Source organism: Brevibacillus sp. NRS-1366 (genome assembly GCF_050467985.1).
In genome coordinates this window covers 1-12963 of sequence record NZ_JBITPN010000015.1, presented here as the reverse complement: position 1 = coordinate 12963, position 12963 = coordinate 1, and the positions used below count along the sequence as shown (strand labels likewise).

Here is a 12963-nt window from a genome sequence, read left to right as displayed (position 1 = left end):
CGCTCCTTGTATTTATGATTTTTTTGGTTTCATCTGACACTGATTGCGAAGAATTTGCTTCACATACTCCTCTAGTTCCACGAGATTGGTGAAGCCTAAGAATTCCTCTATTTCTCTTACGATTCCGAGTTTGTCATGTTTCACTCTACCCTTTTCCATTTTGAAACCAAACTTCTCCAGGACGGCTTGCTGCTCTTTTGTCAAGTTCGCTTCCCTCCATTTTTTCCCCCATCCAAAGAAAAAACCCCCGCAAGCTATCGGGGGTTTGCGACCTCTCCCTATTTTACATCAATTGTCAGGGTGAGAATCTCTTCACTTTCATCAAAGCTTGTTTTCTTATTGTAAGACTTCTTGCTGGCAAACACTTGGCAGTTCGTGTAGCCCAGTGTGTTGGTAATTCGAATCGTGTACTCTCCTGGCTTGGAATCGTTACGTTCGATGATCTTATTTACATCCAACTCCTGAATACCTTCGTCATCTTCCTCGTAACGAGACCCTGGCTTGATGGTGGAAATTACTTTTCCATCGAACAATACTTCTGCTTTATTTTGCGAGGTCATCTGCATGGTATTCGGTGCTTGACTTGAACCAAAAGCGTTTTCTCCGTATGACCAAACGAGTTTTGGCATGTAGTAGTTGCGGCCGTCTAGCTTTATTTTTTTGGTTCCCGTTTTTTCTACGTAGGTGGACATCAGTTTAAGACCTTGCAAATCTTCCAAATCCTTACTTGAGTCCACAACGATATTTTGACCGTCATGGTACTCTTTGCCTTTTTTTGTGACTAAGCGCATCGGTGCCTGGGGCGGTGCTACACCTGAGTCACTTGGATCGCAAACAGGCGCGGAAGCAGATGGAGGTCGATCTTCGATGATTTGGATGTACCCACACCATGTTTGTTTAGGGTCCCGCTTGCCATAATAATTGATCTTGTAGCGTCCCGGTTTGTAGTCAGACAAATCTAAAGCGGTATGGTCCCAGTTTAGCTTGGACGCTTCTACGATCACATTGTCAATAGCCCATACACCTGGTCCTTCTTCATCGTCGATTTCCGTTCCATACTTAAAATGATTCGCTGCAGTCGCCAGCCAGATCTTGTAAATCGGATCTTGATAAATCTTGATTGTCGCATTCGATGAGTAAAGATCTTCGCGTTCAACATTCAGGGAGGAGCCTCTATTTTTTTGCGTCAGAATATCCATGGTAACTCGAGCATCTGCTGCTTCACATGCATTGGGAGCCCCGGGAATTTGGATTTGAACAGTCGTCGCGCTGCTCTTGCTCCCTGAGGAAGAATTGCCCGGTGTCGGCTCAAATGTGACTGTCAGGGTCATACCAGCAAGCATTTCCGGGATTACCACGTTAAAATGCTGAGAGTCAGATAGCGTTTGGCCCGTTCCATTCACCCACCAGCGGCCGGGGAACAACGAGAACAGCTCCACTTGACCGGGGGCTGCTGGAGCTGTTATCTTCTGATTATCAGAAAGCTTTTGTCCATTTGCATCGCTTCCCATATACAGATCTACCGTGCCCACCTGAATCGCATTTGTCCACACTGGCAAGCTGCCATCGTCTGGAGTGAAAATGAGCTCATACTGTCCTTGCATGAGATTACCAGACGTAAACGTTTTATCGGATATCGTTTTTATTTCTTTTCCATTTGTTTTGTTGATCAGTTTCCAAGTTCCGGATACCGTGCTGGTAAAGTTCTTGGTACCAAACATGCCGAAGATACCTGAAATACCACCCGAGGGGATCGATTCTCCCACCGCTTTGTTTCCTTCATAGATGTTCAGATTGGTTAGTGCTCCTACCTGAAAACGTACTTGCACAGTGCTTTTCTGTGCTTTAGCGTCCGTCACTACAAATGTTAACGTATGTAATCCAGATGACAACTGGGATGCTGGTATGGAAAACCGAGGTACGTCCCACTTCAATGCTGCTTGAGAGAAGCGCTTCTCGCCTGAAAGAGCTGGCAAGGGCACATTATCGAGCAAAACCTCGTGGCGATTCAGATTGGTTCCGCTTCCGTATGTCGTTTGTATCAAGTCAATATCGAGTGGTGTATCCGGCGGCAAAATGAACTCATCGTTTTTCACCCAATTCCATCCATTTGCATCCAGACCCGACACCTGATAACCGTTAAATACAATCATATCGTGAACCGGCTGCTGCGCGGGCTTTGATACTTGACTGTTCTGTTTCATCGCTGAAGTAGCCACTGCCCCTAATGCTGGCGAGACGGTAACACCTGATAGCAAGGTTCCCATCGCCATACACATTAGAAGTGCTGATACAACCCATTTTTTCACGTATTGTCCTCTCACTTTCTCTCTCTATTAAACTCACTCATCCGTTTTCATTCGACAAAATTGGCAAGATCTCCTTTTAATGAGAAGGGAGGAATTTGTTTCCTCATTCATCGCTATAGGAAGAATCTATAAAAATCAACATTGAAATAGATTGGACTTATAACCATTTTACTGGTAAAACATTTATTGAAGGGAGCGATTTGACATGAGTCAAACCAAACGATGGAATGCAGAACTGTATGACGATAAAATGAACTTCGTTTCTCATTATGGCAGAGGATTGGTTGATTGGCTACAGCCTGTTTCCTCCGAACGTATTTTGGATCTTGGCTGTGGAACGGGCGATTTGACTACCCAACTAGCTGAAACAGGTGCAAAAGTAGCAGGAATTGATTTTTCTGCCGACATGATTCGCACCGCAAGGCAAAAGTACCCACACTTGCCTTTTCATGTTGCAGATGCCCATACGTATCGCACCGAAGAGAGCTATGATGCCATTTTTTCCAATGCTGCATTGCATTGGATGAAAAAACCTGAAGAGGTCATCCGTACCGTTTGGCTTGCGCTGGCTCCTGGAGGTCGTTTCGTTGCCGAATTCGGTGGTAAAGGCAACTGCGACCAAGTCGTGAATGCACTTCGCATTGCATTACAACAAAAAGGAATCTCCGCTGATGAACGGATCCCTTGGTACTTTCCAAGCATCGCCGAGTACGCTATCCTTTTAGAAAAGCAAGGCTTTCGCGTCGTGTTAGCCTCTCACTTTGACCGTCCAACAACGATGCCCGATGGCGATTACGGTTTGCGTCATTGGCTGGATTCATTTTGCAGTCCCTTTTTTACTGATTTATCTCCTGACGAAATGGAGGAGGTTTGCCTCCATGTAACAGAATTATTGCGTCCCACCCTATTCCAAGAAGGAAAATGGATTGTCGATTACAAGCGAATTCGAATCATTGCCAAAAAGGAAAGCCCGAATACCTGTGGAAAGGAATGAAGCATTCTTGACCCAGATTGCTTGTTTACATGGTCACTTCTCCAACATATCCTTGATAACAGATGCCTTTGCCTTTGTGGAGACTGAATTGGTGCATTATGTCGATCCTGGCCTTCTTTTGCAAACGGAAGGAAAGAATACCATGACGGCAGAGCAATCACACGGCAAATTACTAGATCAATTAACCTGGATGCAAGCGAATCATCCAGACGCCATCGTCATCACCTGCACGCAATATGCAGCATGTATAACGGATGAAGATGAAGCAGCTTCCCCTTCACCGATCTTTACCATTGATCGACCCTTTTTTCACGAAATTGCCTATCGTGTAGAGCCACAAATCCTGCTGTTCTCTAATCCGGCAACCGTGACTCCCACCATGGATCGATTACGCAGCCATGCCCTGGCATGGGGAGTGGATCCAAAGATCGAGGTCCACGTCATGGAAGGAGCATTTGCCCTCCTCATGGAAAATAAGCAGGAAGCCTATCGTGAAGCGGTCTACAATGAGCTCGTCAGACTCTCAGAAGTCAACTCTGATATGCCTGTATCCGTTGCACAGCTTTCCATGGCTCCTGTGGCGAATCAATTTACCCAGAAGACCGGTATTCCCGTATCTCATCCTTTACTCCATTTAGTTTCGGAATTGATCCAGAAGCTCCATTTGGAGAAAAAAGAAGAAAGCATCGGCCAGACTCTATGAAATACGGCCCCACCTGCATATCCTACGAAGAGATGCAAGCGGGGCCGTGTTTATTTTAAGAAGTACAGAGGGTTACATGCCTTCACCGTTCATCATCAATACCTCTTCTCCTTCTTTTAAACCATCTACGATTTCTACAAAGTCTGTTCCTTCGACACCAATGGCAACTTCTTTTGGAGTAGGATCTCCCGTACCTGGATCTTTCACCATGACCGAGCCTTTCCCTTCCTCCAAAAACTCCACCGCATTGATCGGCAATCGTTTCACATTTTCCTTTTGCTCGACATAAATGTCACAATCACCTGTCATGCCATGCTTCATATCCTTCGTATCAGTCAATTCGATCTTGACTGCAAAGCGAACGGACTTGTCTTCTTTCGTTCCTTCTTTTGGAAGCTCAGTTACCTTGCCTTTAAACGGCTTGTTGCCAAATGCAGTTACAAAGACATCAACGCTCTGTCCCAGCTTAATGGCAGGAATGTCAATCTCATCGACCGCTGCCACAAAGTAGACAGATGTCGTGTCCATAATAACTACCGCAGGATCTCCCGAGCTCGGAGTTTCCCCTTCTTTTACATTCAGCTTGGTAATAACCCCGTTAATAGGTGCTTCTACTTGCTTTTTAGCGATTTCCCGTTTCTTCTGTTCCATCGTCAAGAGCGACTCTTTCAACAACAGCTCTTTTTCTTGCAGCTCCAAATCAGATGAAGTCATGTCCATTTTAAACAAAAGTTGACCTGCCTTGATGTCATCATCTTTCTCGACATTTACTTTGCCAATTTTTCCATGAGTACCTGCCAGAATTTCCATTTCATCTGGAAGCTCGAAAGGTGTAGCCATTTGACTTGCATACAGGGTGCCTTGAGCGTCCGTGTACTGTACTTCTCCTGTATCTCCTACGTAGAGTGCACCGGGTTTTTTAACGAGTACATCTACATTATGTACCCCGCCCACACCTTTTTCTTTTTTACCGACCAAGTCAATATCCGTTATGACTCCATCTACATAATACAGGGAGGTTGTAATGAAGACTTTAACTTGTTGGCCGACTCGGAACTGTTCTGCTTCATACGCACTGAATTTCCCGGAAATTTTCAGATAGTCGGTACTTGTCAGCTTGGCCACCACGGTATCAGGCGTTACTGGATCGCCTTCCTTTACCAGTACTTCTTTTACCTTCCCCGTCTTATCTGAATGAATGCTGTCCTTTTTATTTTTGAGTTCATTCAATTCTTTCTGTGCGCGAAGGATCGACAGTTCTTGCTTCTGGATCTCCAATTGAGCATCCGCACTATCTACGGTAAACAGCACATCTCCCTTTTTAACGGACTGCCCTTCTTTCACCAGCAGACGTTGCACTTTGCCGCTGATTTCTGGTTTTACTTCCTCTCGTGCTTTGGCTTCTACTGTCCCCGATGAAAAGATGACTTTTTTCACTTCGCCCATCTCGACTGTAGCTGTAGGAAAGGATGGCTTCTCCATAGGCATCTCTTCCGTAGCTGCGTCCTTGCCTTTGAAGTAGGAGTAGCCGTAATACCCCCCGCCACCAAGAACGACAACGACCGCCGCTATGATGATCCACTTTTTCTTTATCTTTATCTTTTTCTTTTCCATGTCTAGCTCCTCACATTTCTTTATTCAGTTCGAATCGCTTGCAGAGCACTTAAACGGGATGCTCGAATCGCTGGGAAAATACCCGCCAATAGACCGATGACAAACGAGAATCCAATTGCAAACAATGCCAGCCATCCCGGAATCACTGCCAGTTTGCTCGGTTCAGCCTCGGCTCCTCCTCGGCCGTATCCCATATTCAGGCCATCCAAAAGACCACCGGAAGCACCGAAATAGTTAACCAGCTCCACTGCTCCCCAAGCCATTCCTAGACCTGCCAAGCCGCCAATCAGCCCGATAAAACCCGATTCCATCAGGAAGAGCCAGCGGATATTGAGCACAGTTGCCCCGATTACCTTCATGATCCCGATCTCTTTTGTCCTCTCCAGAATCGACATGATCATCGTATTGACGATCCCGATTGTCGCAACCAGAAGCGAGATCGCAGCAATGCCTCCGAGAACCATTTGAATGACAAAGAAAAACTTATTAATGGTCTCAAGCTCTCGGGCAGGGGACCAGACTTCGTAGCCCTTTTCCTTCAGTGCCTTGACGACACTTTCAACCATCTCACGCGATTCGACCTTGACTGTCATCTGGTCAAATTGAAACGTATCCTTTTTAGCCTCTTCCCGTGTGCGCCGAGTAGACCCTTGGGAGTTCTCATCCCCTCTGCTGCGGTTCACCCAATCATTCAGCTCTTTCACGACACTAAGCGGCGCATACACTGCTGACGAGTAGCGGCGGTTCTCTGATTGTCTCAATTGGCCGACAACCCTTACCCGCACTTCCTTCTTCTCATACTTTGGTTCATCATCGATCCTGTATTCCCGCGTCAGCACAATGGTTGCAGCTTTATCAACGAGATTAAACGCGGCTGCTTGTCCTTGGCCCCCCATATCAGGAGGCATTTGAGACATCCCCCCCGGTCGGTTGGAGGCCGCATTTTGTCTGCGTGCATCCCGCTTTTCCTTTTCGACGTCGCGCATTTCCCTGGGGACATCGTAAGCTACAACGATTTCTTGCGGAGAGCCCGTCAAATAATTCCCTTTTTCCACATCATTCTTGCGATATTCAGCGGACTCGTTCACATCGACGCCAATCAGCTCTACATAGCCCTCTCGCCGTCCTACCTTGAGCTTGGCTTGTTCATACAGCCGCTTCATCGGCATCACAGCTTGTATCCCCGGTATTGTTTTTAACTCCTGAACAGCTTCCATGTTCAGCTTTTTACGCTCATCATCTGGAATCATCCGATCTTCTTCAGGGATGTAGTACATCGGCTCTACATCCATTTCGGTTAAATTGCCGAAGTTTTCCAAACTTTTTACGGCACTTTCTTTTAATCCTAAACTGAGTGCTATCATAGCAACGATAGCAGCCGTTCCGATCATGACACCAACCGAAGTAAGAGCTGTCCGCAGCTTCATGCGCCACAGGTTTCTCCAGACGATGCGAAAAGAATCGATTATCTTCACAATGTGTTCACCTCATACCCTCGCCTACGCTGGTCGCGTCCTTTTTTGTACGACCCGTCCGTCTTGCAAATAAATGACGCGGTCTGACTGTTCTGCTACTTCCTGCTCATGGGTAACGATGATGAACGTAGTCCCATTTTCCTTGTTCATTTCTCTCATTAAATTCAAGATTTCTTGCTCTGTCCGACTGTCCAGATTTCCTGTAGGCTCGTCAGCCAAAATAATACCAGGCTGATTTACCAGCGCCCGGGCGATACTCACCCGCTGCTGCTGTCCACCACTAAGCTCATTTGGCTTATGGTCCAGCCTTCCGTCGAGGCCTACCCGCTCTAATATCTGTGTAGCTTTTGCCCGGCGCTTCTTCACACCTTCTCCCGCAAAGATTAAAGGGAGCTCTACGTTTTCGAGTGCAGTCAAATTGGGAAGGAGATTGTAGGACTGGAATATAAAGCCCATGCTCTTCCGACGGAACAAGCACAATTGGTTCTCGTTGAAGCTGGAAATCTGTTCTCCGCTGACCATTACGCTGCCTTCCTCTGGCTTGGTCAAACCAGCGAGCAGGTTTAACAGCGTTGACTTACCTGAACCTGACGAGCCGCACAAAGCTACAAACTCGCCGCGATTAATGTGCAGGTTTATGTCAAACAGCACAGGTACCCTGATCTTGCCCGTTCCATAGCTGTGGTTGACATTTGTAACAGTCAGCTCTCCTGTTGTGTTAGCCATCTCTTTTTGCACCTCATTCATTCGAAAAAATGGAAATGATAGTAACTTCTCATACTATAGACGTAGGAAGAACTAAAACGTAACGCAAATCAGGAAACATTTTACGTTCACACAGATGCAACATGTTCTTCAAAATTATGTAACAATCCCGTAACCAATTGCTCCCATAAACCTGATATGATATAAGTGTCAAGAACATATGAGAGGGCAGATCAAAATGACCATCTACCGTTTTTTATTTGAAACCGCAACACGCCGATGGGTTGAAATCATCAAGGCTCCCAGCATGTTTGAAGCAGCGAAACAAGCAAAGCAGCTTGCTACCAAGCGATCCAAGTCGATGTCAACCACCATTTCCTTTTCTTTCCACCACGCTACTTCACGCTAAACGATATAAAACTTCCAGTATTTTTGAAACCGCTTTCTCCGCAACTGGAGGGGCGGTTTTTTTGAGATTTTTTTATTAATGGGGATATTAATATTATTGACACCATTGATTTTTTCCTCTTAATATAGAAGTAGACATGACAGTGCATGACAGTATAGTCCCGCACCCATTTTAGTGCGGCACAAAGGGAGATAATCGAGATGACCATTCGCAAAGCACTTACTATCGCAGGCTCTGACACTAGCGGCGGAGCAGGCCAACAGGCCGACCTCAAAACCTTCCAGGAGCTCGGCGTTTTCGGAATGACCGCGCTTACTGTCATTGTGGCTCAAGATCCACACAATGACTGGTTCCATGAAGTATTCCCTATCGACGTGGCAATCCTGGAGAAGCAAATCGAAACTGTTCTTTCGGGTATCGGTGTAGATGCCGTAAAAACAGGAATGCTCGGTACTACTGAGCTGGTTGAGCTGGCTACCCGCAAGATTGATCAATATCAATTGAAGAATGTCGTAGTAGACCCGGTAATGATCTGCAAAGGTGCCGATGAAGCACTCCATCCCGAAATCGCGATCAGTTTGCGCGAGGTACTTTTGCCACGTGCTACCGTTGCTACTCCCAATCTGTTCGAAGCGGGTATCCTGAGCCAAATGGGTGCCCTGAAGAGCGTCGATGATATGAAGGAAGCAGCGAAACGTATTCATGACTTTGGAACGGCGTATGTCGTTGTAAAAGGCGGCAGCAAATTGCAGAGCGGGAATGCCGTTGATGTTCTGTATGACGGTCAATCCTTTGAAGTATTGGAATCGGAGCGTTTCGAAACTTCTTTCACACACGGCGCAGGCTGCACATTTTCTGCTGCGATCTGTGCAGAGCTAGCAAAAGGAAACTCCGTACGCGAAGCAGTAGGCGTCGCCAAAGACTTCATCACGGAAGCTATTCGCCATTCCTTCCCGCTTAACAAATACGTTGGACCGACAAATCACGGTGCATACCGCTTGAGTAAACAAAAATAGGCTTTTCATACTGCCATGACGAAAAAACTCCTGACGTAAAACCGGGCTACTTCCGGTTCTGTCAGGAGTTTTTGTCATGACAACATTGAGCACAAAATTGAAATTTTTCCCCCACAGTGATGACTTTAAAGGGATGCGAGCAAATATGTTGCTACTTTCTCTTTCCCATCAAGCTTGCTTTTTCATTGCGAGTTCCGCCTTCATCGGGCGTGGTGCCGGCTTTTTTCTCATCGTGGTTGCGGTGAAGACAATCACTGATCCCCAAATGAACGCAAAACTGATCAAATGTGTGGTAGTGAACGGCTCATCAAACAAAAAAACCGCCATCAAGAGCGTAATCGTCGGCGAGAGATACTGCATAAATCCGATCATGTATAGAGGCAGGTTTTTCGCTGCCTGGGCAAACCAGTAGAGTGGCAGTGCCGTACACACACCTGCCAGTGTCAGCATGACGATCTGCCAGCTGTTCAGCAAAGTCACGGTTTCATTACCGCCGACCTGCAATGTAATCAAGTAACCCAATGCTATCGGAGCAACAAACAACGTCTCCCAGGCGAGCCCGATCATCGCATCAAGTTTCACTACTTTCTTTGCCAACCCGTACAACGCAAACGTCAGGGCCAGCGAGATTGCAATCCACGGCACTCGGCCATACTCAAAAGTGATGACGGACACACCGATTGTCGCCAATCCGAGAGCAACCCACTGTCCTGCGCGAAGCTTTTCCTTTAGAAATATGACCCCAAAGAGAACGCTGATCAATGGATTGATGTAGTAACCAAGACTCGTTTCCATGACATTTCCGTTATTTACTGCCCAAATATAGATGAGCCAGTTGACGCTGATGATCAGTGAACAAAGGATCAACGCCCCTTTTACTTTTGCCCCTGACATGGCCCCCCACATCTGTCGCAAGCGTTTGGTTACCATCAGCGCGATCGCAACGAACATAACCGACCAAACGATTCGATGAGCGAGAATTTCCCATGCGCCCATCGATTGAAACAACTTCCAATATAGCGGAAGCAATCCCCATGACATGTACGCTGCGATCGCGTACAGAATTCCGCGTCTCATTTTCTTGCCTCCCCATCGTTTCCCATCTTATTTCTGTAGTGTAACGGAATAATGAAAATCCGGCTATGTATTTATAGCCAAAATACTTTGCTCGTACACTTTTGTCCTCTACTAGAGTAGTGCAGTAGCAAGCTATCAAGTTAGCATATTATCATAGTAAAGCCTGCGGCAAAATTTCATTGTACCAATATTAACGCTATAGTACAATAGGTATTATTCTTCCGAGTTTAGTCATATGAAAGGATTTTTTACCAATGACATACTGGCGATCTGTAATTTTGGTTTTGATCGGGGCCTGCAGTTACGGCATTCTCTCGATTTTTATGAAGCATGGTTTTCAGGCCGGGTATACGCCCTATGAGCTAAGCGGAAGCCAGTTGATTTTTGGTGGCTTCATCATGATCATCATGGCTTCCTTTTTCTCACGCGAACGGTTTCGCTTCAAGCATTTGTGGATTTTGGCGCCTGTGAGCCTCATGATGGCATCTACTAGCATCTTTTACCATCAGTCCGTCAGCCGCGTCTCTGCTTCTCTCGCCATTGTATTACTGTTTCAGTTCACGTGGATCGGCGTGCTCCTGGAGTCTCTGGCTGATCGCAAATGGCCCACTCCCGAAAAGTGGGTATCTCTTCTTATGCTGGGGATTGGGACTGTCTTGGCTAGCGGCTTGGGTGAAACAGGTCTGCAAAATGTAAGCTTGTCAGGACTTATCTATGGGCTGTTGTCTGGCGCTACCTTTGCCTTCGTGATTTTCTTTAGTGGTCGCATCCTCCCACAAATGAATCCTTACCTGCGCAGCGCGATTACCATTAGCATGGCTGCCGTGATGCTCTCGATTGTTTATCCGCCGACCTTTCTGATAAATGGACAATTGTCCCATGGTCTATTGCCTTTGGCTCTGTGCGTCGCTATTTTTGGATCTGTCATTCCTATTTTTTGTTTGGCAGTTGGCGTTCCGCGGATTGGAAATGGACTGGCTACTATCCTCAGCGCAGTAGAATTGCCTGCCGTTGTACTCTTATCCAGCTTCGTCCTACAGGAGAATGTCACCCTCACGCAATGGGGTGGCGTGCTTATGATTTTGGCAGCAATTGGTGTTCCTCAAATCAAATGGCGCCAGCTCTTTGCTTCCTCACAACGACTGCAAAAAAGAAGCATGTAAGTCTGTTCTTCAAAACGAAAAAAGGCGTGTCGAACCTAATGGTTCTGGCACGTCTTTTTTATTGTCCTGCTAATTTGGATCTCTGTGCAGGAAGTTGTTTTTTTCCATAGAATTACAAATGGAAAAACTAGAAAATCTGTCAAGGAGGAGCTATCTAATGGAAAAGCGACATATCGTCTTGTTGCAACAGCTGCAAGATTATCGAGGTGAAACCCTGCATGCGATTGAAGGCTTAAATGAAGCATCCGCGAATATTGTTCCTGCCGGCTTCAACAACAACATCCGCTGGCACCTCGGCCATATCTACCTCGACCAATATTTGTGGATAACTCATTTAACCAAAGAAACCACCCCTATCCCTGCAGGGTTCAAGGAGTGGTTTGCCTACGGTACAAAGCCCGCTGACTGGCAAGCCCCACCGCCTTCTCTCACAACGCTTCGTCAATTGCTCGCTGAACAGCCACAGCAGATTCGAACCATGTACGGAGAACGACTTGAGGAAGAATTTCCTGCGACCGAATCCGGCATGTGTACAATCGCACAGGTGCTTGTCAGAACCATTTTTCATGAAGGCTTGCATTTGGCCAATATAACGGATATTCGCCGGTTCTTGCCTGACGTCTCTTGATTCAATAATGAGGAAAGTAAGCCACTCACTCCACAAATAGGAAATCATTCACCAAAAAAGCCCAGCAGTATCGCCTGATCAGGCTTCACTCTGAGCTTTATCATTGCTATATGATCAGCTATGTAGGTTGGTGCGGTCGGCGAGACTCGAACTCGCACGGGTCGCCCCGCCACCCCCTCAAGATGGTGTGTCTGCCAATTCCACCACGACCGCAAATGAATATGTTTGGGATTAATTATATGGGGCGATCGATGGGACTTGAACCCACGAGTGCCGGAGCCACAATCCGGTGCGTTAACCCCTTCGCCACGACCGCCATGTATTACTGAATCTTCTTTTGGTAGCGGCGGAGGGAATCGAACCCCCGACCTTTCGGGTATGAACCGAACGCTCTAACCAGCTGAGCTACACCGCCAAAAGCCTGATGGAGCGGGTGATGGGAATCGAACCCACGCGACCAGCTTGGAAGGCTGGAGTTCTACCATTGAACTACACCCGCAAAACAACTTGATTCTCGTTTCCCCGAGAAGTACGTGTACTGCCCTCTTCCCTTTTGGGGTAATTGGTGCGGTCGAGAGGACTTGAACCTCCACGGTGTTGCCACCACTAGAACCTGAATCTAGCGCGTCTGCCAATTCCGCCACGACCGCAATATCGACTAAAATGGTGGAGGCTGACGGGATCGAACCGCCGACCCTCTGCTTGTAAGGCAGATGCTCTCCCAGCTGAGCTAAGCCTCCAAATCAACCCCAAAAAGTGACGTGAAACTTTGTAGCAACACCGAGTACTTTTCGGGGGCCCCGACAACTTGAAAGATGATAAAAATCAACAATTCACTTTGTGGGGTAGTATGGTGACCCGTAGGGGATT

At 46.8% G+C, this 12963-nt stretch carries 12 protein-coding genes and 6 tRNA genes; 6 read left to right on the top strand and 12 right to left on the bottom strand.

The features are described from left to right. Window positions 1-12: 12 nt before the first annotated feature. A complete protein-coding gene (locus tag ACIFQN_RS07870; protein ID WP_429832468.1) occupies window positions 13-204 on the bottom strand; it encodes a hypothetical protein in 192 nt (63 codons plus the stop codon). Window positions 205-278: 74 nt separating this feature from the next. Beyond that, complete coding sequence (locus ACIFQN_RS07865; protein ID WP_429832467.1) at window positions 279-2309, bottom strand: hypothetical protein; 2031 nt, start codon at window positions 2307-2309, stop codon at window positions 279-281. Between the two features lie 205 nt (window positions 2310-2514). On the opposite strand from ACIFQN_RS07865, the gene ACIFQN_RS07860 reads away from it, so the two are divergent. Both ACIFQN_RS07860 and ACIFQN_RS07855 read left to right on the top strand, forming a co-directional pair. Continuing rightward, the gene (locus tag ACIFQN_RS07860) at window positions 2515-3303 is read left to right on the top strand and encodes a class I SAM-dependent methyltransferase (protein WP_429832466.1); all 789 of its coding nucleotides are present in this window, start codon (window positions 2515-2517) and stop codon (window positions 3301-3303) included. Next, window positions 3290-4006, top strand: coding sequence for a hypothetical protein (locus tag ACIFQN_RS07855; protein WP_429832465.1), 717 nt, complete (start codon window positions 3290-3292; stop codon window positions 4004-4006). Before ACIFQN_RS07860 ends, ACIFQN_RS07855 begins: the two co-directional genes overlap by 14 nt. 72 nt (window positions 4007-4078) lie before the next feature. On the opposite strand, the gene ACIFQN_RS07850 is transcribed toward ACIFQN_RS07855, so the two are convergent. The 3 genes from ACIFQN_RS07850 to ACIFQN_RS07840 are packed head-to-tail and all read right to left on the bottom strand — an operon-like array spanning window position 4079 to window position 7821. After that, window positions 4079-5620, bottom strand: coding sequence for a biotin/lipoyl-binding protein (locus ACIFQN_RS07850; protein WP_429832464.1), 1542 nt, complete (start codon window positions 5618-5620; stop codon window positions 4079-4081). A gap of 20 nt (window positions 5621-5640) precedes the next feature. After that, window positions 5641-7095, bottom strand: a complete 1455-nt coding sequence (locus ACIFQN_RS07845) for an ABC transporter permease (RefSeq protein WP_429832463.1) — start codon at window positions 7093-7095, stop codon at window positions 5641-5643. A 24-nt stretch (window positions 7096-7119) separates the two neighbouring features. Continuing rightward, complete coding sequence (locus tag ACIFQN_RS07840; protein WP_429832462.1) at window positions 7120-7821, bottom strand: ABC transporter ATP-binding protein; 702 nt, start codon at window positions 7819-7821, stop codon at window positions 7120-7122. A gap of 217 nt (window positions 7822-8038) precedes the next feature. Here ACIFQN_RS07840 and ACIFQN_RS07835 point away from each other — a divergent pair, with 217 nt between their 5' ends. Both ACIFQN_RS07835 and pdxK read left to right on the top strand, forming a co-directional pair. Beyond that, window positions 8039-8209: a hypothetical protein gene (locus ACIFQN_RS07835; protein ID WP_162839527.1), complete on the top strand. Its 171-nt coding sequence runs from the start codon at window positions 8039-8041 to the stop codon at window positions 8207-8209. A gap of 200 nt (window positions 8210-8409) precedes the next feature. Next, a complete protein-coding gene (gene pdxK, locus ACIFQN_RS07830; RefSeq protein WP_429832461.1) occupies window positions 8410-9225 on the top strand; it encodes a pyridoxine/pyridoxal/pyridoxamine kinase in 816 nt (271 codons plus the stop codon). Window positions 9226-9393: 168 nt separating this feature from the next. Here pdxK and rarD read toward each other — a convergent pair whose 3' ends face one another. Further along, window positions 9394-10302, bottom strand: coding sequence for an EamA family transporter RarD (rarD, locus tag ACIFQN_RS07825; RefSeq protein ID WP_429832460.1), 909 nt, complete (start codon window positions 10300-10302; stop codon window positions 9394-9396). Between the two features lie 254 nt (window positions 10303-10556). Here rarD and ACIFQN_RS07820 point away from each other — a divergent pair, with 254 nt between their 5' ends. Next, window positions 10557-11465 (top strand): EamA family transporter, encoded by a 909-nt coding sequence (locus ACIFQN_RS07820; protein WP_429832459.1) that lies wholly within the window; start codon window positions 10557-10559, stop codon window positions 11463-11465. Window positions 11466-11622: 157 nt separating this feature from the next. After that, window positions 11623-12093, top strand: a complete 471-nt coding sequence (locus ACIFQN_RS07815) for a DinB family protein (RefSeq protein WP_429832458.1) — start codon at window positions 11623-11625, stop codon at window positions 12091-12093. A 128-nt stretch (window positions 12094-12221) separates the two neighbouring features. Here the strand turns inward: ACIFQN_RS07815 and ACIFQN_RS07810 are convergent. The 6 genes from ACIFQN_RS07810 to ACIFQN_RS07785 form a co-directional block, all read right to left on the bottom strand. After that, window positions 12222-12306: transfer RNA gene (locus tag ACIFQN_RS07810), tRNA-Leu, on the bottom strand. 27 nt (window positions 12307-12333) lie between these two features. Further along, window positions 12334-12409 (bottom strand) — tRNA-His (locus ACIFQN_RS07805). A 22-nt stretch (window positions 12410-12431) separates the two neighbouring features. Then, window positions 12432-12508: transfer RNA gene (locus ACIFQN_RS07800), tRNA-Met, on the bottom strand. A gap of 10 nt (window positions 12509-12518) precedes the next feature. Continuing rightward, window positions 12519-12592 (bottom strand) — tRNA-Gly (locus tag ACIFQN_RS07795). Window positions 12593-12656: 64 nt separating this feature from the next. Then, a tRNA-Leu gene (locus ACIFQN_RS07790) sits at window positions 12657-12743 on the bottom strand. Window positions 12744-12757: 14 nt separating this feature from the next. Further along, window positions 12758-12833 (bottom strand) — tRNA-Val (locus ACIFQN_RS07785). Window positions 12834-12963: the final 130 nt, after the last annotated feature.